The organism is Curtobacterium sp. 24E2 (genome assembly GCF_016925595.1).
In the GTDB taxonomy this organism is placed as follows: domain Bacteria; phylum Actinomycetota; class Actinomycetes; order Actinomycetales; family Microbacteriaceae; genus Curtobacterium.
In genome coordinates, this window is the sequence record NZ_CP068987.1 from 1003390 (window position 1) to 1026116 (window position 22727).

General features: G+C 70.0%; 19 protein-coding genes and 3 pseudogenes. 17 read left to right on the forward strand and 5 right to left on the reverse strand.

Annotated elements, in window-relative coordinates:
• Positions 1-39 precede the first annotated feature (39 nt).
• The gene (locus tag JN350_RS05090) at positions 40-1185 is read right to left on the reverse strand and encodes an MFS transporter (RefSeq protein ID WP_205463762.1); all 1146 of its coding nucleotides are present in this window, start codon (positions 1183-1185) and stop codon (positions 40-42) included.
• 209 nt (positions 1186-1394) lie between these two features.
• Between JN350_RS05090 and JN350_RS19035 the strand changes: the two are divergent.
• Both JN350_RS19035 and JN350_RS05095 read left to right on the forward strand, forming a co-directional pair.
• Positions 1395-1442: pseudogene (locus JN350_RS19035) on the forward strand (hypothetical protein); the annotation flags it as partial.
• Between the two features lie 59 nt (positions 1443-1501).
• Complete coding sequence (locus tag JN350_RS05095) at positions 1502-1993, forward strand: GntR family transcriptional regulator (protein WP_240347564.1); 492 nt, start codon at positions 1502-1504, stop codon at positions 1991-1993.
• Between the two features lie 90 nt (positions 1994-2083).
• On the opposite strand, the gene JN350_RS05100 is transcribed toward JN350_RS05095, so the two are convergent.
• The gene (locus JN350_RS05100; protein WP_205463763.1) at positions 2084-2239 is read right to left on the reverse strand and encodes a hypothetical protein; all 156 of its coding nucleotides are present in this window, start codon (positions 2237-2239) and stop codon (positions 2084-2086) included.
• 308 nt (positions 2240-2547) lie between these two features.
• Here JN350_RS05100 and JN350_RS05105 point away from each other — a divergent pair.
• From JN350_RS05105 to JN350_RS05135, 8 genes and pseudogenes are all read left to right on the forward strand, one after another.
• Positions 2548-3393: pseudogene (locus JN350_RS05105) on the forward strand (LacI family DNA-binding transcriptional regulator); the annotation flags it as partial.
• 700 nt (positions 3394-4093) lie between these two features.
• Positions 4094-5836: an ABC transporter substrate-binding protein gene (locus JN350_RS05110; protein ID WP_240347565.1), complete on the forward strand. Its 1743-nt coding sequence runs from the start codon at positions 4094-4096 to the stop codon at positions 5834-5836.
• Complete coding sequence (locus JN350_RS05115) at positions 5833-6813, forward strand: ABC transporter permease (protein ID WP_205463764.1); 981 nt, start codon at positions 5833-5835, stop codon at positions 6811-6813. Before JN350_RS05110 ends, JN350_RS05115 begins: the two co-directional genes overlap by 4 nt.
• Entirely contained in the window at positions 6810-7769 is a 960-nt protein-coding gene (locus JN350_RS05120) for an ABC transporter permease (protein WP_205463765.1), read from the forward strand. Before JN350_RS05115 ends, JN350_RS05120 begins: the two co-directional genes overlap by 4 nt.
• A pseudogene (locus tag JN350_RS05125) lies at positions 7766-9231 on the forward strand (ABC transporter ATP-binding protein); the annotation flags it as partial. The gene JN350_RS05120 and the pseudogene JN350_RS05125, both read left to right, overlap by 4 nt.
• A 189-nt stretch (positions 9232-9420) precedes the next feature.
• On the forward strand, positions 9421-9624 hold the full coding sequence (locus tag JN350_RS20615) for an ABC transporter ATP-binding protein (RefSeq protein WP_240347688.1): 204 nt from the start codon (positions 9421-9423) through the stop codon (positions 9622-9624).
• Complete coding sequence (locus JN350_RS05130; RefSeq protein WP_205463766.1) at positions 9621-10490, forward strand: alpha/beta fold hydrolase; 870 nt, start codon at positions 9621-9623, stop codon at positions 10488-10490. Before JN350_RS20615 ends, JN350_RS05130 begins: the two co-directional genes overlap by 4 nt.
• 8 nt (positions 10491-10498) lie before the next feature.
• Positions 10499-11692, forward strand: a complete 1194-nt coding sequence (locus JN350_RS05135) for a glycoside hydrolase family 1 protein (RefSeq protein ID WP_461964368.1) — start codon at positions 10499-10501, stop codon at positions 11690-11692.
• A gap of 13 nt (positions 11693-11705) precedes the next feature.
• On the opposite strand, the gene JN350_RS05140 is transcribed toward JN350_RS05135, so the two are convergent.
• Entirely contained in the window at positions 11706-12896 is a 1191-nt protein-coding gene (locus JN350_RS05140) for an ankyrin repeat domain-containing protein (RefSeq protein ID WP_205463767.1), read from the reverse strand.
• A 144-nt stretch (positions 12897-13040) separates the two neighbouring features.
• Here JN350_RS05140 and JN350_RS05145 point away from each other — a divergent pair, with 144 nt between their 5' ends.
• The 7 genes from JN350_RS05145 (at position 13041) to JN350_RS05175 (ending at position 20967) form a co-directional block, all read left to right on the forward strand.
• Complete coding sequence (locus tag JN350_RS05145; protein ID WP_205463768.1) at positions 13041-13661, forward strand: acyltransferase; 621 nt, start codon at positions 13041-13043, stop codon at positions 13659-13661.
• Entirely contained in the window at positions 13658-14758 is a 1101-nt protein-coding gene (locus tag JN350_RS05150; protein ID WP_205463769.1) for a DegT/DnrJ/EryC1/StrS family aminotransferase, read from the forward strand. Before JN350_RS05145 ends, JN350_RS05150 begins: the two co-directional genes overlap by 4 nt.
• Complete coding sequence (locus JN350_RS05155; RefSeq protein WP_205463770.1) at positions 14755-15771, forward strand: Gfo/Idh/MocA family protein; 1017 nt, start codon at positions 14755-14757, stop codon at positions 15769-15771. The genes JN350_RS05150 and JN350_RS05155 overlap by 4 nt, the downstream gene beginning before the upstream one ends.
• The gene (locus JN350_RS05160; RefSeq protein WP_205463771.1) at positions 15768-17075 is read left to right on the forward strand and encodes a nucleotide sugar dehydrogenase; all 1308 of its coding nucleotides are present in this window, start codon (positions 15768-15770) and stop codon (positions 17073-17075) included. The genes JN350_RS05155 and JN350_RS05160 overlap by 4 nt, the downstream gene beginning before the upstream one ends.
• Positions 17018-18328, forward strand: coding sequence for a lipopolysaccharide biosynthesis protein (locus JN350_RS05165; RefSeq protein WP_205463772.1), 1311 nt, complete (start codon positions 17018-17020; stop codon positions 18326-18328). Before JN350_RS05160 ends, JN350_RS05165 begins: the two co-directional genes overlap by 58 nt.
• 306 nt (positions 18329-18634) lie before the next feature.
• A complete protein-coding gene (locus JN350_RS05170; RefSeq protein ID WP_205463773.1) occupies positions 18635-19573 on the forward strand; it encodes a glycosyltransferase family protein in 939 nt (312 codons plus the stop codon).
• Positions 19574-19800: 227 nt separating this feature from the next.
• The gene (locus tag JN350_RS05175; RefSeq protein WP_205463774.1) at positions 19801-20967 is read left to right on the forward strand and encodes a right-handed parallel beta-helix repeat-containing protein; all 1167 of its coding nucleotides are present in this window, start codon (positions 19801-19803) and stop codon (positions 20965-20967) included.
• Positions 20968-21173: 206 nt separating this feature from the next.
• Here the strand turns inward: JN350_RS05175 and JN350_RS05180 are convergent, their stop codons facing one another.
• A complete protein-coding gene (locus JN350_RS05180) occupies positions 21174-22442 on the reverse strand; it encodes an O-antigen polymerase (protein WP_205463775.1) in 1269 nt (422 codons plus the stop codon).
• Positions 22443-22456: 14 nt separating this feature from the next.
• Complete coding sequence (locus tag JN350_RS05185) at positions 22457-22720, reverse strand: hypothetical protein (RefSeq protein WP_205463776.1); 264 nt, start codon at positions 22718-22720, stop codon at positions 22457-22459.
• Between the last annotated feature and the right edge of the window lie 7 nt (positions 22721-22727).

Consider the following 22727-nt stretch of genomic DNA (forward strand, 5'->3'; position numbering starts at 1 on the left):
GGTGCGGCTGCTCCGTCAGTCGTGCCTGTTGCTGCTCTGTCAGTCGTGCGAGCGGTCCCTGCCGGGCACCAGCGGGATCGCCGCGAGCGGCAGGACCGCCACGATGCCGAACGCTGCTGCGAACCCGAGCGCCCCCACGAGCGCGCCGACCCCGGGGCCGACGGCGCTCGCCGCGATGAACTGCCCGGTGTTCTGTGCCCCGAGGGCCCGGCCGGACCAGAACGGGCCCGCCGCCTCGGCCACTGACGTGTACGCGAGACCGTTGTCCGCCACGGTGACGCTCGTCGCGACGACCAGGAACACCGCGGCGGCGGCGAAGTGCGTCGTGTCGACCAGTGCGAGCAGCCCCATCACGACGGCGGCGCTCACTGCGACGATGCGCAGCGGCCCGACACGTGACCCGGCGCGGTCACTCCACGCGCCGACGAGGATCCTGCCGACCGCCCCGACGAACTGCGACGCCCCGACGAGGAGCCCGGCGGCGGGGGTCGACCAGCCGAGGCCGACGAGCCACACGAGGCCGTACGTCGAGAGCGTGAACTGGGGGACGACCAGCAGGACCGACACCGCGTGGATCCGCCAGAGGAACCCGTTCGCCCGGTACGGGTTAGCGACGTGCTCCACCGGAGCATCCGCACGGGCCGGGCGCGGCGGATTCGCGATGCCGATCGCGCACAGCACGGCGAGCACGGCGCACAGGAGGATCGGCAGCACCAGGGCCGCGCGGATCCCGTCGGTCTCGGCCAGCTGCGGCACCGTGACCGCGGCGAGCGTCACCCCGAGTGGCTGCGACATCTGCCGGATGCCCATCGCGAGTCCGCGCCGCTCCTTCGGGAACCAACCGACCACGACCCGCCCGCTCGCGGCGTTCGTCGAGGCGCTCGTCATGCCGCCTGCCAGGAACGCCAGCCCCAGCAGTACCGGGTTGCCCACAGCGGCCCAGGCCCCGACGACCGCCAGGGTGGTGAGCACCAGACCGCCCGCGATGACGATGCGCTCGCCGCACCGGTCCGTGATCGCACCCCAGGCGATGAGCGTGAGGACCATGCCGAAGGTCGGGGCCGCGGCGAGCAGTCCCGCCTGGGTGAGCGACGTGCCCTGGGCGTGCAGGTACGGGATGAGCAGCGCGGGGGCGGACACCACGAGGGTGCCGGCGGCCTGGGCGGCGACGCCGAGGGCGAGCATCGTCCAGGCGCGGGAAGAGGAGGTCACAGCGATCGTTTCAGTTCGGAAGCAATTGGTATACCAAAACGGTATACCATCCGGGCCGCTCCGCTACTAGGCTGGATCGCCGTGACCGAGACGACCGATGCAGCGCCCGTGTCGCAGACGAGTCAGCTCTACGACAACCTGCGTGCCGTGATCCTGACCCTCGAGATCGCGCCGGGGAGCGCATCTCCGAGCGTGGCCTCGAGGCACGGTTCCACGCCTCACGTACCCCGGTCCGTGCGGCACTCTCGCGGCTCGAACGCGAGGGGCTCATCCTGCACGAGGGGCGCTCGTGGACGGTCACCCCGATCGACCTCGACGAGATCGCCTCCTCGCCGAACTCCGCGGCGTGCTCGAACCCGCCGCCGCCCGTCTCGCCGTCGGTCGCGCCTCCGAGGAGCAGCTCGCCGAGGTCCGCGCACACCTCGACACCCTCCGGCCGACGCCCGACCAGCAGGCCGGCATCCGGATGGGCTCGACGTTCCACCTCGACCTCGCCGCACTCGGCGGCAACCGCTTCATCACGGACGCCATCGCCGACGCCCTCACCCGCCTGGAGCGGACGCGCTGGATCGAGGTCCGCACGCCCGAGGCCCGGGACGCCGCTTGGGAGGAGCACAGCGCCATCATCGACGCCGTGCGCGCCGGGGACGGGGACCGCGCTGCTGACCTGCTCGCGGCGCACGTCGCCGGCACGAACGACCGCCTGCTCGCGTGGATCGCGCAGGAGCGTCGCCGTCTGCGTGGCGCGGGCATGGCGATCGTGGGCAGCACCGAGCGCTGACCCGCTCACGCGCGCCGCGTGCCCTGGAGGCGACCGATCTGCAGGAGGCACGGCGCGGGGCGGACCCGCACCGTGCCTCCAGGCTGGTGACTACGGTCTCGTCGCTGCGTCCTCAGCCGCGTCGATCTGGTCGAAGATCCAGGCGTTGCCGCCGTCGGTGTGGTCGAGCAGTGCGTCGCGCACCTCGGCCTCGTCGGTGGTGAGCCGGATCGCGCTCTTGCCGCCGGACCGTGTCGATTGGGACATCGCGTCTTCTCCTGTGTGTGTGGGCATCGTGGTCGATGCGGGCGACCTGCCCGCCAATGCGCTTCCTCACGGGACGTACTGAGGTCGCACCAGTGTGCGGGCGCTGTCCGGATCGCGCAAGGGATTCCGGTCACATGTGGAAAAGTCCCGGCATGCAGCATGCCTAGGATGGTCCGGCCGCACGGCTCGCGGCACGGAACCAGCGGACGTCGGACGGGAGGCACGGCTTGGCCGAGCAGCGCACCGCACCTCCCACGGTCTACGACGTGGCCTCTGCCGCCGGCGTCTCGATCGCCACGGTCTCGCGCGTGCTGCGCACGCCCGACGCGGTCCGCGAGGGTACCCGCGACCGGGTGCAGGCGGCGATCCGGACCCTCGGCTACGTGCCCTCCGGCAACGCCCGGGCCCTCGCGGGCAAGCGGACCGGCGTGGTCGGACTCCTGCTGCCCGGGTTCGACGTGGTGCCGGACGAGCGACCCGACCTCGTGACCGACGGTGGCGTCCGCGTGGTCGACGACCGACGGCACGTCACGCAGCCCTTCTCGTCCAACCTGTACTTCGACGAGGTCCTGCGCGGCGCCGAGACCGAGGCGTGGCAGCGCGGGCTGGCGCTCATGGTGGCGGCGGGGCGCGGGTCCTCCCGGGACGTCATCGTCAACGACGTCGCCGGACGGGTCGACGGTCTCGCGGTGCTGGCGCAGACGGTGCCGGACGACCTACTCGAGCACGTCGCCCGACGGATCCCGGTCGTGGTGCTCGCCGACGACCGGCGCTCGCACGGCTTCGACTCCGTGAGCGTGGACAACGCCGCGGGGATGCGCACGCTCGGCTCGCACGTCATCGGTCGGCTCGGCATCCGGTCGTCGCTCGTGTACCTGGCCGGACCGATCGACTCCCCGGACGACATCGAGCGCTCGGCGGGCTTCCGGCAGGCGCTCGACGACCACGGGGTCCCGGCCTCGGCAGTGCGGGTCGTGCACGGCGACTTCGGGCGGGTCCGGGCGCGGGAGCTCGCGGCGCAGCTGCTCGACGGGGACGCGGCCCCGCGGGCGATCGTCTGCTCGAACGACCAGTCGGCGCTCGGTGTGCTCGACGCGGCGGTCGCGCGGGGTGTGCGGGTGCCGGAGGGCCTCGTCGTCACGGGGTTCGACGGCATCGACGCGGGGCGGTTCTCGGTGCCCAGGCTGACCACCGTGCACCAGCCGATGGGGAGCTCGGGCGGGCTGCCGTCCGGGCGATCGTCGACCGGCTCGAGCGACGGGAGGGGCCCCCGCGGGCGATGCGCCTGCCAGTCGAGGTGCTGCTGCGCGAGAGCTGCCCGCCGGCGCTGTAGGGGTGCGGGGCGGTCGCACGACATGCCGTCCGCGTGTCACCGAGAGGGCACAAGACGTCGCGCTCGTTGCGCGGCGGCGGCACTTCCTGCCCTCTCGGCGAACGTGAGCGGCACGTCGTGCCCCCTCGCGGACCGGGTGCGACCCGGCGCCATTCGCACGGTGCACCCCGCGCCGAGAGAGCACAAAACGTCGCGCTCGGCGTCTGAGGGCAGCACTTCCTGCCCTCTCGGCGGACGTGAGCGGCACGTCGTGCCCCTCGACGACCGGGTGCGACACTCGCACGGTGCGAGGTCGCGCCGCGCCCGCCGCGCCAGTGTGCGAGGTTCCGCGCACTGTGCGGCGGTCGGACCCTCGCACGCAGGACGGAACCTCGCACACTGCGATCCCGCACCCGCGCGCACCGCCCCGCGCAACCCCGCACCGCGCGTGCCGCCCCGGTTCACAAACCACCCGGTTGCGCGACGCGATGTAAGCGCATACATTGTCCCAGTACCCACTCGACACGGAGGTCGACCGAGCAATGACGCTTCCCCCACAGCGCACGCGCGGGCAACACGAGCCGCGCACCCCGGGCACCCGCCGGGGACGGCGTGGCCGTCTCATCGCGGCCATCGCCGGCATCGCGGTCGTGGCCCTCGCGGCCACCGGCTGCAGCATCCAGGTCCGGTCCCAGCCGGACCCGAGCATCGGCAAGGACACGATGCTCATCAACGCGGACCACGGCAACCCGCTGTTCGACCGCAACTTCAACCCGTACATCGCGAACGCCCGCACGGCGTCGAAGTGGATGTACGAGCCCCTCATCGAGGTGAACCCCCTCGACGGCAAGCGGAACCCGTGGCTCGCGAGCTCGTGGTCGCAGCCGGACGCGAAGACGATCGACATGACGATCCGCAGCGGCGTGGAGTGGTCCGACGGTTCGCCGTTCACCGCGAAGGACGTCGTCTTCACGTTCGACCTGCTCAAGAAGTTCCCCGCGATGGACATCAAGGGCGCGTGGCAGCACATCGACACGATCGAGCGGAAGGGCGACCACGTCGTCTTCCACCTCAAGTCGGAGGACGTCCCGAGCCTGACGATCATCGGCCAGACGTACATCCTCGGCGAGAACCACTGGGGAAAGGTCAAGGACCCCACCACCTGGCGTGACCCGAACCCGGTCGGCACCGGCCCGTTCGTGCTCGGCAACTACACCGACCAGCAGTACTCGATGGACAAGAACCCGAAGTACTGGCAGGCCGACAAGATCGCCATCAAGCACCTCATCCTGCCGGCGACGAACACGCAGCTCGACACCGTCACGCGCGGCTACGACTGGGCGTACTCGTTCATCTCCGACGTGAAGGGCACCTGGGGCGCCGCCTCGAAGACGAACACGTACTGGTTCCCGCCGGGCGGTGTGATCGGCCTCATCCCGAACCTCACGAAGGCGCCGTACAACGACGTCAACGTCCGCCGGGGCATCTCCCTCGCGCTCGACCGTGACGGCATCGCCGAGACCGCGACCGAGGGCAACCTCAAGGCCGCGGCACAGACCGGGCTGATCCTGCCGAACCAGGAGCAGTACGTGAACGACGACATCCCGAACAAGGGTGTCGTCACGCAGGACACGAAGGCGGCCATCGCCAGCTTCGAGAAGTCCGGCTACACGGTCCAGGACGGCAAGATCGTCAAGGACGGCAAGCAGCTCGAGATCAACATCATGACCGCGAACGGCTACTCCGACTGGCTCCGCGCCGCACAGGAGGTCCGCCGCAACCTGACCGCCATCGGCATCAAGGTGACGATCCAGGCACCGCAGCCCGCCGGGTACCAGCAGAACATCAACAACGGCACGTTCGACATGGCGATGGGCGGCATGGGCAACGGCGACGTCTACCAGGCGTTCAACTCCCTGCTCAGCACCGACTTCTACCAGCCGGTCGGCAAGTCGACGGTGAACAACTACGAGCGGTACAAGAACGCCGACACGCAGAAGCTCCTCGACGAGTACAAGGCGACGACGGACACCGCGAAGCAGCAGGAGATCCTCGACCAGCTGCAGGAGGTCGTCTACAACGACTTGCCCGTGATCGGCATGTACTACGGCGGGCTCTGGGGCCTGTTCAACACCGGCAAGTTCGTCGGGTGGCCGAGCGCGAAGGACCCCTACATGGCGCCGCAGAACTACGACTCGGCCCCGTTGCTCATCTTCTCCAAGCTGCGACTGCGTGACAGCGCCGCCGGGCAGAAGATCCTGAAGGAACAGGACGAAGCCAAGTGAAGTACATCCTCCAGAAACTCGTCCTCTTCGTCCTGACCCTCTGGGCCGCGGTCACGCTGAACTTCGTGCTCCCGCGACTCATGCCGGGCAGCCCGACCGACGCCGCCCTGGCGAAGCTCAGCCAGAACGGCCCGGTCACCGACGCCACCAAGAAGGCCATCGAGGCGCAGCTCGGCGTCCCGACGGGCAATCTGTGGGACCAGTACGTCAGCTACCTGCACCAGGTCGTCACGCTCGACTTCGGTACGAGCTACACGTTCTACCCGCAGCCGGTCGGTGACCTCGTCGCCCGAGCGCTGCCGTACACGCTGATCCTGGTCGGCGTCGTGACGATCCTCGCCTTCGTGCTCGGCACCCTGATCGGTGTCGGTGCGGCCTGGAAGCGCGGCACGTGGCTGGACTCGCTCCCGACGCTGTCGGGCTCGTTCATGTCGACGTTCCCGTACTTCTGGACGGCGCTCCTGCTGCTGTTCTTCCTCGGCTACGTGGCCCACTGGTTCCCGACCACGGGCGCCTACTCGGCGACGACGACACCGGGGCTGAACGGCGCGTTCCTCGGGGACGCCGTGCAGCACGCGGTGCTGCCGGCGGTCACGATCCTCGTGACGAGCCTCGGCGGCTGGATCATCGGCATGCGCAACGCGATGATCAACACGCTCGGTGACGACTACGTGACCTTCGCCGAGGCGAACGGTCTCCGCGGACGCACCGTGGCGATCCGGTACGCGGCCCGCAACGCGATCCTCCCGAACCTGACCGGTTTCGGTCTGGCACTCGGTGGCGTGGTCGGCGGTTCGGTCCTGGTCGAGCAGGTGTTCGGCTACCCGGGCATTGGCTACCTGCTGTTCAACGCCGTGATCGGGCAGGACTACCCGCTCATGCAGGCCCTCTTCCTGATGATCACCGTGTCGGTGCTCATCGCCAACTTCATCGTGGACGTCCTCTACGGCGTCCTGGACCCGAGGACGCGTCGATGACCAGCAACGCAACCGTCGCAGTACGGACCCAAGACAAGCAACAGAACCAGAACGACGAGCAGCGGGCGCCGTCCAAGCTCAAATCAGCAGCCCGCCAGTTCGGCGTCGTCTGGAGCAACACCAAGGCCCGGATCGGCATCATCATCCTCGCGGTCTTCGTCGTCGTGGCGATCGCAGCCCCGCTCCTCGCCCCGTACGGCGCCAGCCAGAACGGCTTCGCCCGGAGCGCGGACGCCAGCTGGGCGCACTGGATGAGCACGACCGCCGCCGGCGAGGACGTCCTGTCCCAGATCATCTACGGCGCCCGGATCTCCGTGCTCGTCGGTGCCGTCGCGGGACTGCTGTCCACGCTCGTCGCCGTCGCGATCGGCCTCAGCTGGGGCTACGTCCGCGGCTGGATCGCCGAGGTCATCGGGTTCATCGTGAACCTCTTCCTGGTCATCCCGGGTCTGCCCCTCATGATCGTCATCGCGGCGTACCTGCAGAACGGCGGCATCGCGGTGATCATCGCGGTGATCGTCGTGACCGGCTGGGCCTGGGGCGCTCGCGTCCTGCGCAGCCAGACGCAGTCCCTGCGAGGCCGTGACTTCGTGACCGCCGCGCAGTTCTCCGGCGAGGGCGCGACCCGCATCGTGTTCCGCGAGATCCTGCCGAACATGACGAGCCTCATCGTCGGCTCGTTCTTCGGTGCGGCCACGAGCGCGATCCTCGCCGAGGCGGGCCTCGAGTTCCTGGGGCTCGGCGACTCGTCGATCGTCAGCTGGGGCACGATCCTCTACTGGGCGCAGAACTCCAACGCGCTGCTCACCGGCCAGTGGATCCTGCTCTTCGCGCCCGGCCTCTGCATCGCGCTGCTCGCGATGAGCCTCACCCTGATCAACTTCGGCGTCGACGCCGTGTCCAACCCGCGGCTGCGCGAAGGCGCGCGCCCGAAGCGCAAGGAGGCGACCGCATGAGCGGCTCGCGAACGTACGCAGATGACGGCCTGGAGGCGCGGGACGGCGCCGCCACGGGCCTCCCGTCCGACGGTGGTGACGCCCAGGGCGTCCTGCTGGACGTCCGCGACCTGTCGGTCGTGTACGAATCGGCCGGCCAGACGGCCGTCCAGGCGGTCGACCACGTGTCGTTCAGCTTGCGGAAGGGCGAGTTCGTCGGCCTGGTGGGCGAGTCCGGTTCCGGCAAGTCGACGCTCGGCTACGCGCTGACGCGTCTGCAGAAGCCGCCGGCGCGCACGAACGGCGGCAGCATCGTCTTCAACGGCCACGACATCCGTGACCTCGACGAGGAAGCGCTCCGGCAGCAGCGCCAGGGCGGCTTCGCGATGGTGCTGCAGTCCGGCATGAACGCGCTCAACCCGGTGCGCACCGTCCGGAACCACTTCATCGACATCTTCAAGGCGCACGGCCACGTGTCGCGCGACCGGTGGGACGCCCGGATGAGGGAGCTCATCGAGAAGGTGAAGCTGCCGACGTCGATGCTCGCCCGCTTCCCGGGGAGCTCTCCGGCGGCATGCGGCAGCGTGTCTCGATCGCCCTGGCCCTGTCGCTCGAACCGCAGCTCATGGTGTTCGACGAACCGACCACGGCGCTCGACGTACTCGTCCAGCACGCCGTCATGGACACGATCATCGAGCTGCAGCAGTCCGAGGGCTTCACGGCGATCCTGATCAGCCACGACCTCGGCATCGTGCTCGAGGCCACCGAGCGCGTGCTCGTCATGCACGAGGGCCGCATCGTCGAGGACGGCGGCTCGAAGGAGCTCCTGCGCAACCCGCAGGACGAGTACACGCAGATGCTGCTGTCGCACTACGCCGACCCGCGGGCCGAGGTCGTGTCCCTGCCCGGCTTCCCGGACCGGTCGCAGCGTGCGACGTCCGGTGAGAAGCGGCAGGAAGCGACGTCGTCGTTCAGCACCGTCGGGTCGCGTGAGCGCTCGGCGGCGAAGAACCCGATCGTCGTGTCGAACATCGTGAAGACCTACCCGGCGCCGCGCCGCGGCGAGCAGCCCGTGCAGGCGGTGCGCGACGTGTCGTTCACCCTCGAGCCGGGGCAGTCGCTCGCCCTGGTCGGCCAGTCCGGTTCGGGCAAGTCGACCATCGCGAAGCTCCTGACCGGGGTCGAGAAGCCGACGACCGGCACCGTCCGGTTCGGCGACCTCGACGTCGCACGCCTGGGCAAGCGCGGCCTGCGGGACCTTCGGTCCGAGGTGCAGATGGTGTTCCAGGACCCGTACGCGGCGCTCAACCCGCTGCACACCGTGGAGTACACGCTGTCCCGCCCGATCGCGAACTACACGGACCTGAAGGGGCAGGACGCGCGGCGCCGCGTGCTCGAGCTCCTCGAGACCGTGGGCCTGACCCCGGTGGAGCAGTTCGCGCAGAAGCTCCCGCACCAGCTCTCCGGTGGGCAGCGGCAGCGCGTCGTCATCGCCCGTGCACTCGCGTCCGACCCGCAGGTGATCATCGCCGACGAGCCGGTCTCGATGCTCGACGTGACCTTGCGCGCCGGCGTGCTCGCCTTGCTCGAGGACCTGCGCGAACAGTGGGGTGTCTCGCTCCTCTACATCACGCACGACCTGCTCAGCGCGCGCCTCATCACCGACGACATCATGGTGCTCCACGAGGGTGCCGTGGTCGAGCGGGGTCGCACCGCCGAGGTGCTGCAGAACCCGCAGGACCCGTACACGATCGCCCTGCTCGACGCCGTGCCGAACCCCCGTCGCACGCTGGAGCTGGGAGCGTCGCGAAGCGGCGCCGCGACGCCAGTGCCGAGCGAGCCTGCGAGCTCGGTCGGTGAGCGGAGCCGGCTGTGACGACGCTGCACGACTTCCCGGCGGTGTCGGCGTTCGGCCACCTGCCGACGCCGGACGGTGTCGACGTCGTCGGGATCGACCTGCCCGTCGGACGGCTCACCGCGTACCGGGTCGTGCCGTCCGGGGTGTCGAAGGGTGTCGTGCTCATCGTTCCCGGGTACACCGGTTCGAAGGAGGACTGGCGCACGTTCCTGCCGCTCCTCCGCGACGCCGGGTGGTCGGCGGTGGCGATCAGCCGCCGTGGACAGGCCGACTCGGTCTCGCCCGACGACCGCACGGCGTACACGCTCGAGCACGAGGCCGCCGACGTCGTCCGCGTCGCCGGACTGCTCGACGACGGCGCTCCGGTCCACCTCATCGGCCACTCGCTCGGCGGCGTGATCGTCCGCGCCGCAGCGATCGCCTCGCCGACGTCGTTCCGCGACGTGACGATGTTCTGCTCCGGCCCGCACGGCTGGTCGTACCGCAAGGCGGCGGAGAAGACGATCGTCGCCGACACCTGCTCCAACCGCGCGCTGTTCGACGCGCAGAACCCGCTCTGGGCCGGACGCCCCGACGCCGAGCTCCTCGACGACGCCCGGATGGTCCGCGAGCGCTTCGACCACACGAGCGTCCTCAGCGTGCTCGGTGGCGCAGCGATCCTCGAGGACCGCGCTGACACCACCGAGGAACTCCGCGCGACCGGGCTGCCGGTGCTCGTCGCGCACGGCGTCTGGGACGGCGCCTGGCCGATCCCGTGGCAGGCGGACATGGCCTCGCGTCTCGGTGCGTCGTACGAGGTGATCGCCGAGAGCTACCACGGCCCCCAGATCGAGAACCCGCTCGGGACCGTTGCCGTCTTCGACGCCTTCCTGAGTCAGCACTGAAAGGACCCATCATCACCACGCTGAACTTCCCCGACGGCTTCCTCTGGGGCGCCGCCACCGCCGCGCACCAGATCGAGGGCAACAACGTCAACTCGAACTGGTGGGTGCACGAGCACGAGCCCGACACCACCATCGTCGAGCCGTCCGGCGACGCCGCGGACAGCTACCACCGCTACCGCGAGGACATCCGGATCGCCGCCGAGCTCGGCCTGAACTCGTACCGGTTCAGCATCGAGTGGGCGCGCATCGAGCCGGAGCGCGGGTTCGTCAGCCGTGCCGAGGTCGACCACTACCGACGCATGGTCGAGACGTGCCACGAGTTCGGCATCGAGCCGATCGTCACCCTCATGCACTTCACGGTGCCGCGCTGGTTCGAACGCGACGGCTTCTGGCGCGCACCCGACGCGGCCGACCTGTTCGCCCGCTACACCGAAGCCGCGCTGCCCGTGGTGTCCGACGGCGTCCGGTACGTCTGCACGATCAACGAGCCGAACATCGCGGCGATGCTCGCCGGCGGCGAGGACGCGTCGAATCTGGTGGCGTACGGCCTGCCGAACCCGGACCTGGGCGTGGCCGACGCCCTGCTCGAGTCCCACAAGCGTTCGCGGGAGGTGCTCTCCCAGGTGGGTGGCATCCAGAGCGGCTGGACCGTCGCGACGCAGGCGTTCAAGTCCAACGGTGAGCCCGGCGCGGACGCGATGCTCCGCGAGTACGGGTACCCGCGCGACGACTGGTACCTCGAGAACGCTGCCGGCGACGACTTCCTCGGCGTGCAGGCGTACACCCGGACCTTCATCGGCGCTTCCGGCCCGTTGCCCGTGGCGGACGACGTCGAGACGACCCTGACCGGCTGGGAGTTCTACCCCGAGGCCTCGGCCGACGGGCTGCGCAGCGCGTGGGAGCTGTCCGGCGGTGTCCCGCTGATGATCACCGAGAACGGCATCGCCACCGCCGACGACACCCGTCGGCAGGCCTACACGCAGGGCGCCCTCGAGGGCATCCACCGCTGCATCGACGACGGCATCGAGGTCCTCGGTTACCAGCACTGGTCGCTCCTGGACAACTACGAGTGGGCGTCCGGCTTCCGTCCGACCTTCGGCCTGGTCTCGTGGGACCCCGAGACGTTCGAGCGCACGCCGAAGGGTTCGGCCCGCTGGTACGGCACGGTCGCGCAGGCGAACGCCCTCGAGACGGCGGAGTAGTCCGCCCGCTCGATCAGCTCCTCGAGTAGTAGTGCGCCAACTGCTCCGCGACCGCACGGTCGCGGAGCAGTTCTGCGCGAGCGGTGGCGGTCGAGCCCTCGTCGTCCTCGGCGTTCACGTCGACGTCGAGGGCGAGCACGGACCGCACCGTGTCCAGGTCACCGGAGTCGACCGCGGCGATCAGCAGGGACGCGCCCCGTGAGCCGAACGCCCTGGTGTCCGCACCCGCGCCGGCGAGCGAACGCACGATCGCACCGTGCCCACCCCAGGCGGCGCGGACGATCGGTGGGTTGCCGTCGCCGTCCCGGGCCTCCAGGTCGGCACCCGCAGCCACCAGCACGTCGACCGCCCGACGTGCGTCGCGGTCGATCGCCAGCGTCAGCGGCGTCCGCCCCTCGGTGTCGGTGAGCTGCAGTGACGCACCGCGGCGCAGGAGCTCCTCGAGCATCTCGGGCCGGTCGAACCACGCGGCGGCGTGCAGCGGGGCGAAGCCCCAGCGCGGGTCGACGTCGTCGACGTCGCTCGCGTCGTCAGCCAGGTGCAGCCCGCCCAGGTCGCCGTACGCGGCGGCACGCACCACCTCGGTGGCGTACTCGACCCAGCCGTCCGGCACGGGGCCGTGCCAACCGCGCGCCGGTCGCTGGTCCAGCGCCGTGTAGACGGACTCCGGGACGCTGCGCACCGACACCCGGGCGTCCGTGAAGCGGATCGCGACCTCGCCGACGGGGGAGACGAGCAAGCGGAGCTCCCACGCGTCGAGGCCGCCCACGTGTTCGAGCTCGCCGCGGGCGATGTGCGCGTCGCCGGCGAGCAGGTCGGCGGGATCGACGGTCGGCGGGTCGATCACGGCGTCGTCGAGGCGGAGGGTGACCCGGGCGTGGTTCCAGCGCCGCCAGAGGCCGTCCGCAGTGTCGAGCACCTCGTCGTTGCGGACGACGACCTCGGCGTGCACGGTCACCGGGTCCGGGGTGCCGTGCCCGGGAATGTCCGTGGCGGACGTCTCGGTGTCCTCGTCGGGGGCAGACGTCCTGCCACCGTGTCGGCCGGGCACCTCGACGGTGAGGGATGCGATCCGGGCGTCGACCCAGCGCACGGTGGCGAGCGCTGCGACGGGTGGTGGGGCGTCCTCGAGCAGGCGGATCAGGTGCTCGGTGGCGCCTTCGAAGTCCTCGAGCGACACGTAGCCGACCGCGGGCCAGTTCACTCGACTCCATCGCACAGGTTCGACTGTAGCTGGATGGCGACCGCCACACTCGTGTGAACAAATAACACTTGATATCTGTAACTGGAATATCGTACTCTGGGCGTGTTGGCGGAGGTTCCGCCGATCCCCACCGGAGGCGCACACATGAACTCGAAACCCACCCCGCCGAACGCGTTCGTCGCGCCGTCCGCGGTCGTCTCGTCATCGGCGCGTCTCGCCACCGGTGTCCGCATCTGGGACGACACGCACGTCGAAGCCGCGGCGTCGGTCGGTTCGGACACCCTCGTCGGCCGAGGCGTCACCGTGGGCACAGGCGTCCAGGTCGGAGAGCGCTGCAAGGTGCAGAACGGCGCACTGCTGTACGGCCCGGCCGTCATCGGCGACGGTGTCTTCGTCGGTCCAGGCGCCGTTCTGACGAACGACAACACGCCCCGCGCGATCAACCCGGACGGGACCGTGAAGGACGCACAGGACTGGCAGCCGAGTGCGGTGGTCGTCGAGCACGGAGCGTCGATCGGGGCCGGCGCGATGTGCGTCGCACCGGTGCGCATCGGGCGGTGGGCGATGGTCGCCGCCGGCGCCGTGGTCGTGCACGACGTCCCGGACCACGCACTCGTCGCCGGGGTCCCCGCGCGGCGGATCGGGTGGGTGGGGCGATCCGGGCGGCGGCTCGCGCAGATCGACGACCGCACGCTGGTCTGCACCGAGTCCGGCGCGCGCTTCCACCACTCCGAGAACACCGACACGATCGAGGCGATCCGATGACGACGAGCACACTGGACCTCATCCCCGCGGCGAAGCCGCTCATCGGCACCGACGAACGACGAGCGGTCGACGCCGTCCTCGCCGGTGGCGGGCTGGCGCAGGGCCCTGAGGTCGCGGCCTTCGAGCGTGAGTTCGGCGACGTGCTCGTCGAGGGCGCTCCGGTGGCGGCCGTGAACAGCGGCACCGCCGCGCTGCACCTCGCTCTGGTCGCACTCGGCATCGGCCCGGGTGACGAGGTGATCGTCCCTTCCTTCACCTTCGCGGCCACTGCCAACGCCGTCCGTCTCGTCGGAGCCGAGCCGGTGTTCGTCGACATCGACCCCGCGACCTTCTGCATCGCACCCGAGGCCGTCCGCGCCGCGATCCGGCCGGCGACACGGGCGATCATGCCGGTCCACCTGTACGGGCACCCGGCAGACATGACCGCGCTCGGGGAACTCGCCCGGGCGCACGGGCTCCTGCTGGTCGAGGACGCCGCACAGGCGCACGGCGCGCGGTGGGCCGGACGACGTGTCGGCAGCGACTCCGACGCCGCGGCCTTCAGCTTGTACCCGACGAAGAACATGACCGCCGGCGAAGGTGGCATGGTGTCGACCCGGTCGCCCGACACCGACCGCGTGGTCCGACTGCTCCGCAACCAGGGGATGGAGCAGCGTTACGAGAACGAGATCGTCGGCTTCAACGCCCGGATGTCGGACATCCACGCAGCGATCGGGCGCGTCCAGCTCCGGAAGGTGCTGACCTGGACGGCCCAGCGGCAGGCGAACGCCGCGTACTTCACACGAGAGCTCCGCGGTGTGACGACGCCGACGACCGATCCGTGTGCCGAGCACGTCTTCCACCAGTACGTCGTCCGCGTCCCGACGGACCGGGACGGCTTCGCTGCCGCGCTGCGTTCCGAGTTCGGCGTGGGCAGTGGCGTCTACTACCCGATCCCAGTGCACCGTCTCCCGTCCTTCGGGCAGGCCGTCGACCTACCGGAGACCGACCGGGCCGCGGCCGAGGTGCTGGCACTGCCGGTCTACCCGACGCTGACCCTGGCACAGCTCGACCGCATCGTCGAAGCCGTGAACACCCTGGCCGGAGCGGGCCGATGAGCCGCGTGCTGCGGGCCGGCGTCGTCGGTCTCGGGATGATGGGTCGGCACCACGCGCGTGTCCTGCGCTCGCTCGACGGCGTGGAACTCGTCGCCGTCGCGGACGCACTCGGCGACCCGCACGGTGTCGCGTCGGGCGTGCCGCTGGTGCGCTCGGTCGAGGACCTCGTCGCGATCGGTATCGACACGGCCGTCGTCGCCGTGCCGACCGCGTTGCACGAAGAGGTCGGCCTCGCCCTCGCCGCTGCCGGGGTGCACGCGCTGATCGAGAAACCGGTGGCGGTCGACGAGCCGGCCGCACATCGTCTCGTCACGGCGTTCGACCGAGCGGGTCTCGTCGGCGCCGTCGGGCACATCGAGCGCTACAACCCGGCGCTCCAGGCGCTCCGTCAGCGCCTGGACGCGGGCGAGCTCGGCGACGTGTACCAGATCGCCACCCGACGGCAGGGGCCGTTCCCCGCTCGGATCGCCGACGTCGGAGTCGTCAAGGACCTCGCGACGCACGACATCGACGCGACCGCCTGGATCGCGCGATCGTCCTTCGCCCAGGTCGGCGCGGTGGCCTGCACGAAGAGCGGTCGCCCGCACGAGGACCTGGTCACGGTGAGCGGCCGGCTGACGGACGGCACGGTGACCTCACACCTCGTGAACTGGCTCACGCCCTTCAAGGAACGGCTCATGATCGTCACCGGTGAACGGGGCGCGTTCGTCGCGGACACGCTCGGCGCCGACCTCACCTTCCACGAGAACGGGACGGTTCGGACCGAGTGGGACCAGGTCGCGGCCTTCCGGGGCGTCTCGGAGGGATCGAGCACCCGGTTCGCCATCCCGAAGCGCGAACCGCTCGTCGTCGAGCACGAGGCCTTCCGCGACGCCGTCCTCGGTCGGACGGCCGACATCGTCACCCTCCGCGAGGGTCTCCGCACCGTGTCGGTCGCGGAAGCGGTCATCGAGTCCTCCCGGACCCAGCAGACCGTGCGCATGAGCACGGACATCGAAGGAGCAGCAGCATGAACGTCGTCGTCGTCGGTCTCGGCAAGATCGGACTCCCGCTCGCCGTCCAGTACGCCCGGTCCGGAGCCCGCGTCACGGGCCTGGACGTCGCCGACCGGGTCGTCGAGTCGGTGAACACCGCGCAGGAGCCGTTCCCCGGCGAGACCGGTCTCGCCGAGGCGTTGCTCGAGGTCGTCCCGGACGGACGTCTCCGCGCGACGACGGACCCGGCCGACGCCATCCCCGACGCTGACGTCGTCGTGGTCGTCGTCCCGCTCTTCGTCGACGCTGACGGCGTCCCGGACTTCGGCTGGATGGACGATGCGACGGACACGATCGGTGCGCACCTTCGTCCGGGCACACTCGTCGCCTACGAGACGACGTTGCCCGTGGGGACGACCAGAGGGCGGTGGGCGCCGCGGCTCGAGGCCCGCTCCGGTCTGGTCGAGGGGCGCGACTTCCACGTCGTGTTCTCCCCGGAACGCGTGCTGACGGGGCGGGTCTTCGCGGACCTCCGGCGGTACCCGAAGCTGGTCGGCGGGCTGACGGACCGCGGGTCCGCGCTCGGTCGGTCGTTCTACGAGACGGTGCTCCAGTTCGACGAGCGCGCCGACCTCGGGCGGCCCAACGGGGTCTGGGACCTCAAGACCGCCGAGGCCGCAGAGCTCGCCAAGCTGGCGGAGACCACCTACCGCGACGTGAACATCGCCCTCGCGAACGAGTTCGCGCGGTTCGCCGAACGACAGTCGATCGACATCGAGGCCGTGATCGAGGCGTGCAACTCGCAGCCGTACAGTCACATCCACCGCCCGGGCATCGCGGTCGGAGGCCACTGCATCCCCGTGTACCCGAGGCTCTACCTCTGGAACGACCCAGAGGCCACCGTCGTCCGGGCAGCCCGGGCCCGGAACGCGGCGATGCCCTCGCACGCCGTCGAGCTCCTCGCCCGCCTGCACGGAGACCTCCGCGGGCAGCACGCGGTGGTCCTCGGCGCGGCCTACCGTGGCGGCGTCAAGGAGACGGCGTTCTCCGGTGTCTTCGACACCGTACGGGCGCTCGCCGAACGCGGTGCGATCGTCACGGTCACCGATCCGCTGTACTCCGACGAGGAACTCCGCGCCCTCGGGCTCGACCCGCACGTGCCCGGTGCTCCGGTCGACGCGGCCGTCGTGCAGGCGGACCACGCCGAGTACGCGTCGTGGGACCAGTCCCGGCTCCCCGGCGTCCGTTCGGTCGTCGACGGCCGCCGGGTACTGGACGCCGCTCGATGGACCTCCGCAACGGTGGCCGCGATCGGTGCACCGCCGACCGCGGCCGTCGACTGACGTCAGGTGCGGTACCGGCAGCTCAGGCTCCCCGCCGTCGCGAAGATCCTCGTCGGCACGGTCCTCGGGCAGGGACTCGTCGTGGCGGTCTCGCCGTTGCTCACACGCTCGTACGGTCCGGCGGACTTCGGGGCACTCGCCGTGGTGACGGCGATCGCTTCAGTGGCCGGCGCCGGAGCCACCCTCGGCACGGATCGCGCTCTCCCGGTCGCGCACGACGATGCTGCCCGGGCGCTCGTCGTGGTCGGCGTCGTCTCGGTGTCGGCGGTGAGTGCAGGGGTGCCTTCCTCGCCTGGGCGACGCGCGACGTCCTCGCGCACCGGTTCAGCGCCCCTGCCTTGGCAGAGCTCTGGTGGGTGCTCCCCGTGACGGTGGCGGCGATCGGGGTCCAGCGGGTCGCATCAGCCGTGCTCGCGCGTCGTCGCGACCACCGGGCGATCGCGGTGCGCAATGCTGCACAGGGCATCGGACAGACGATCTGGAACCTCTCCATGGCGTTCGCCGGTCCGATCGGACTCGTTGCGGGGCTCGCGGTCGGCCGACTCGCGGCGGTGGCCGGCATGGCGCGGCGCAACGGGCAGAGGACAATCGTCACGCGACAGGCTCTGACGGACGCCGTGCGGCAGCATCGACGCTTCATGGTCATCACACCGTGGTCGTCGATGATGAACGTCATCGGCCAGCAAGCGCCTGGTCTCCTCATCGCTGGGCTCCACGGCAGCGTCGCTGCAGGATTCGTGGCGCTCACCATGCGTGTGCTCGGATCACCGGTCGGCATGGTCGCCGATGCGACCGCGCAGTACGCCGCCGGTGCATTCGGCGCACGGATCCGGGCGACCGAGCCCGTCCGGGCCGTCCTCTTCAGACTCGTCGTCCGGTTGGCGGTGGCTGGTGCGGCTGCCGCGGTGGTCGTGGTGCTGATCGCGCCGACGGCCTTCGGTGCAGTGTTCGGTGAACAATGGGCGAGCTCCGGCCAGTACGCGCGCATCCTCGCTCCGGCCTTCGTCGCCCAGGTCGCGGTCTCCCCGATCACGCAGCTCCTGGCGATGCTCGGCGGCCAGGCCGCGCAGATGGCCTGGGACGCCGCACGGCTCGTGCTCTGTACGGCCGCGGTACTCGTACCCTCGCTCCTCGGCGCGTCGATGCCGGTGGTCCTCGGTGCGCTGACCGTCGCGCTGATCGTCTGTTACTCGGTCGTGCTGCTGCTCGTCCTCCGTTCCGTTCGCTCGTACGAGCGCCGGCGGTTGTCGTAGGTGCCGCAGGGTGAAGTGTGAAATGTGGAAAAGTCGACCCAGGGGTGCGGGGACTTGTAGCTTCGCCCCATGCGCCACAGAGCCCGACCGTTCGACATCGTGCACGTCTCGAGTGCTCACCCGTGGACGGACAACCGGATCCACGGTCGAGCCGCGGCCAGTGCGGCCTCCGGCGGGTACCGTACTGCCCTGATCGCGGTCACCACGGACGATCCCGATCCCGAACCCGACTGGGAGGGACCCGATCGCGACTCTGGTGTCTACGTGCGGCGCATCCCCCGGCGTTCCCGAGCGGGCAGGATGTGCGTGTCGACCGTCCAGGTGATCGCTGCGGCGATGTCGTCGCGGGCTCGGGTCGTGCACTTGCACGACCCGGAACTCCTGTGGGCCGTCCTGCTGCTCCGCCTCATGGGGCGGGCCGTCGTCTACGACGCGCACGAGGACCTCCCAGACCAGGTGCGTGGGAAGGAGTACCTCGCTCCGCTCGCGCGACGTGTCGGCGTCGTCGTCGCGCACGTCGCGGTCCGCCTCGCGGGCCGAGCCCACGTGGTCATCGGAGCAACGCCCGCCATCACCCGCCGGTTCCCCGCGGACCGGACGATCGTCGTCCGGAACGTCCCACGGATCATGGACGACCACGTGCCGCCGGCCCCGAACGAGTGTGCCCCGGTCGCCGTGTACGTCGGTTCGCTCAGCCATGACCGAGGACTTGAGGTCCTCACCGGAGTTGCCGGTTCGCCGGATCTCCCGAGCGGCTGGCGAATCGTCACCGCCGGCCCCATCGACGCTGCCGTCGACCGGCGGCGATTCGACGCCCTCGTCGCGAGCGGTCACATCGATCACCGCGGAGTCGTGCCGCCACGAGCTGCGCGCGAACTGATGTCAGGTTCGCGCGTTGGTCTGCTCCCGCTCCTCCCGACACCGGCGTACCGGATGTCGATCCCGACCAAGCTCTTCGAGTACATGGCGTCGGGTACGGCAGTGGTGGCCACCGACGTGCCCCTGTGGCGGGAGCTCCTCGCTGGCTCCGAGTGTGCGACCTGGGTGCCACCGGGTGACCCCGGTGCCGTCGTGGCAGCACTCCAGAGGTACGAGGACGACCCCGAGCTGCTCGAGCGTCACGCGGCATCGGGGCGCGCACTCGTCCGCGAGCGGTTCCGGTGGGACCGCGAAGAGCAGGAACTGCTCGCCGTCTACCGGAAGCTGTTCGGTACGACACCGTTGCCGGAAGTCGGGACACACTGATGCGCGGAGCCTCGAGACGATCGCTCTTCTCACGCCGGGCCGCTCTGCTCGGCGCCGCGAGTGCCGTCCCCACCGCAGTGCTCGCGCGTGCGGACAGAGCGGGAGCGGCCCCCGCGTCTGACCCGGGAACGTCGAACCTCGTCTCCGACGTCGGTTTCCTCGAGCTCCAAGGGGCGGTCGATGCGATGGCGGCCGACGCCACATTGACGATCACACGTGATTGGCAGATGTCCGAACCACTGGTGATCGACCGGCCGATGACCCTGCGGTTCGTCGGTGGTTCGTTGACGACGACACGAGACATGGACCTCGTCCTGGTGCGGTCATCGAACGTCTCGATCCACGACGCCGTCCTCAGGGGTCCGGGTGCCGATCATTCCGGACTGGGTCGCGCGATCCGTGTCGGCGGGTCTGCCGCGCGTCACTTCGACGACATCACCGTCTCGGGTGCCGAGATCCAGGGCTTCTCGCACGACGGAATCTTGCTCGAGCACTGCTCACGCTTTTCCGTGTCGGACTGCGTCATCGAGAACGTCGGGTACGCGGGCGTCCTCATGTTCTCCTGCACGGACGGCGTCATCGTCCGGAATCGCATCGCCAACGTGACCCAACCGACGCCCTACGTGAATTCGTACGGCATCGAGGCGGTCCGAGCGACGACGACCGGGCTCGTCGATGCGCCTCGGAGCGCTCGGATCCTCATCGCTGACAACCACGTCATCGGCGTCACGAAGTGGGAGGGCATCGACTCGCACGGCGGTTCGTCGATCACGATCGTCCGGAACCGTATCGAGGACTGCCGCGTGGGCATCGCCTTGGTCCCGTCCAAGGACGAAGCAGACGCGACCTCGACGAAGTACGCACCGGTGGACTGTTCGGTCATCGGCAACGTGGTGGCCCGCTCCACAGCAGGGCCCGGGTCCGGGATCATCGTGCGCGGCGCGGGTGAGACGGTCGGCTCGACGGCGGAACGAGCGACCGGTACCGTGCTCCACAACACCGTCACTGGTTACGGCGACGGCGATCGCGACGGATCGATCCTCGCGTACCTCACGAGACGACTCCTCATCGCGGACAACCACTGTTCAGGTGGGACACGTCGGGGGCTTTCCCTCTACCATTCGAACGACGAGATCACCGTCGCACGGAACCGCGTCATCGGCCTTCGGACGCAGGGTTCAGCGACGTCTGTTGCGTACGACGTCCGAGCGACCGAGAACCGCGGACTGGTCTTCGCGAACCGGTACGATGCGACCGGCGGGACCGGTCCGGTCGTCGGAATGATGTGCCGTCAGTCGGCGAACGACCTCGTGTCGGTAGACAACGATTGGTCGGGGGCAACGTCCGCGGTGGTCGCCGGCTCGGGCGCCGTGACGCGCTTTCGAGACGGCTGACCCGTGCATCGTGTGTCGCACACGTTGCGACCTGGACGCGTGGTCACGAAAGCCGGCCTGGTCGTCGATGCCGTGATCGTCAGCGGACGGGGGTAGTTCGCGGGCCGAGCCGCCGGTGCTGTCACGTCGAGGCGGTCAGCACAGGCGCGTGACGTCCCGCCGCTCGTCCGTCGAGCGGCGGGCGCTCCGGGCTCGTCGTTCGATCCTCAGAGCGTTCGTTCGCTGACACTGGCACCTCGGTGCCGAGCGATCCGGGGTGCAACCTCGTGCTCGACCGCTGCCGGAGCCGCCGTGCGGGCCTTGTGAGGCGAAGCAATCCGACTCGTCGCACCATCCGCGGCGACCGTGGCGGTGACCGCACCCGACGGTGAACCGATCGCCGTCTCCGTGTGCGGACGGGACCGTTCCCAGCCGGTCCGAGGAGCGATCGCGATGACGATCGTCCCCATCAGCAGTCCGTGCGAGAGCATCGCGGTGAAGATCGACGTGTTCGACAGCATGATGCTCGGCATCACCACAGCCATCGCGGCGACCCGCATCGGGAGCCCGCGGGCCGCTCGGTCCAGGAACCGCAGCCAGACGAACAATGCCGCCGCGGCGACGAAGATCCCGATCCAGCCGAAGTTCGCGAAGCCGTCCGCGAAGAGGTTCGCGTTCGCGTACCCGACGGACCCGGGGACCAGGAAGTCGGCGATCCGCTTCGGCGGCGGGAGGTCGTAGGGGTAGTCGACCCACGCGCTGAGGAAGGAGTATCCGTACCGTGCGACCGGGTTGTCGGAGAAGTAGTCGACGTAGACCGACGACAACAGCCCGGGGGTGAGCATGAAGCGTCGAGTGAAGACCGACGTCCACGTGATGCCGCCCTGGACCTCGTCGGCCACGGCAGACGCCACCATGATGACGAGGGGCGCGGCAAGGAGCGGGAGTGACCGTGCGGGCCGTGATCCACGGAAGAGCAGCGCCATGCCGAGCACGGCGATGAACGAGAACAGGACCGCCTTGAAGCCCGTGCTCGAGTACAGCAGGAACTGCCCGGCGAGCGCGAGCACGACCAGCGACGGCCGCCGTCGGAAGATCCCCCGGGCCAGGACGAGCGGGTTGATCACGTACGCCTGCCCGGTGAGGAGGTAGCCGAGCGTCCCGCCAGAGCCGACATCGGCGGAGTAGTCCGCTCGGACCTCGTAGATGTCGTCGAGCGCCAGGAGCCGGACGTGGATGCCGACCGTCGCTGCCATCACCCCGTAGGTGACGAGCGAGTAGACGCCGCAGACCATCCAGGTCAGCGTGCCCCGGCCGACACTGCGTGATCCGAGGCGGATCGCGTCGGTACGGGCCGTGCTGGTGTCGTCCTCGCTGCCGTCCGGCAGACCAGCACCGCGCGGTGTGCCGAGACAGACCAACGCGAACGCCGTGCCGACGGCCGCTGAGAGACCGAGCGCTGTCGAGGTCGGCACGTAGCCCGTCGAGATGCTCATGATCATCGTCGGGCTCACGCACACGACGAAGATGGTCCAGAGCACGACGTGCGACGGCCGGGCCAGTACCCGGGGAGCGCCAGTGCCACTCCCGTGGTCATGAGCAGGACCACGAGCAGCACCTGCCATGACGCTGGGACGTACGTGTACCCCAGGTAAGCGAAGAGCGGGGCGACCAGTGTCGCCGAGATCCAGTTCATCGTGAGGCCCAGCAGCGCGACCGCGGTGAAGACCCCGAGTACGCGCCACACTGGGCGCGCGAGTTCGACTCGGTCCAACGGCGCC

What these genes read in the sequence shown, in the direction of transcription:
- JN350_RS05090 (WP_205463762.1), bottom strand. Translation starts at nt 1,185, where the DNA reads ATGCTCGCCCTCGGCGTCGCCGCCCAGGCCGCCGGCACCCTCGTGGTG.
- JN350_RS05100 (WP_205463763.1), bottom strand. Translation starts at nt 2,239, where the DNA reads ATGTCCCAATCGACACGGTCCGGCGGCAAGAGCGCGATCCGGCTCACC.
- JN350_RS05110 (WP_240347565.1), top strand. Translation starts at nt 4,094, where the DNA reads ATGACGCTTCCCCCACAGCGCACGCGCGGGCAACACGAGCCGCGCACC.
- JN350_RS05120 (WP_205463765.1), top strand. Translation starts at nt 6,810, where the DNA reads ATGACCAGCAACGCAACCGTCGCAGTACGGACCCAAGACAAGCAACAG.
- JN350_RS20615 (WP_240347688.1), top strand. Translation starts at nt 9,421, where the DNA reads ATGGTGCTCCACGAGGGTGCCGTGGTCGAGCGGGGTCGCACCGCCGAG.
- JN350_RS05145 (WP_205463768.1), top strand. Translation starts at nt 13,041, where the DNA reads ATGAACTCGAAACCCACCCCGCCGAACGCGTTCGTCGCGCCGTCCGCG.
- JN350_RS05150 (WP_205463769.1), top strand. Translation starts at nt 13,658, where the DNA reads ATGACGACGAGCACACTGGACCTCATCCCCGCGGCGAAGCCGCTCATC.
- JN350_RS05155 (WP_205463770.1), top strand. Translation starts at nt 14,755, where the DNA reads ATGAGCCGCGTGCTGCGGGCCGGCGTCGTCGGTCTCGGGATGATGGGT.
- JN350_RS05160 (WP_205463771.1), top strand. Translation starts at nt 15,768, where the DNA reads ATGAACGTCGTCGTCGTCGGTCTCGGCAAGATCGGACTCCCGCTCGCC.
- JN350_RS05165 (WP_205463772.1), top strand. Translation starts at nt 17,018, where the DNA reads ATGGACCTCCGCAACGGTGGCCGCGATCGGTGCACCGCCGACCGCGGC.
- JN350_RS05175 (WP_205463774.1), top strand. Translation starts at nt 19,801, where the DNA reads ATGTCCGAACCACTGGTGATCGACCGGCCGATGACCCTGCGGTTCGTC.
- JN350_RS05180 (WP_205463775.1), bottom strand. Translation starts at nt 22,442, where the DNA reads ATGAGCATCTCGACGGGCTACGTGCCGACCTCGACAGCGCTCGGTCTC.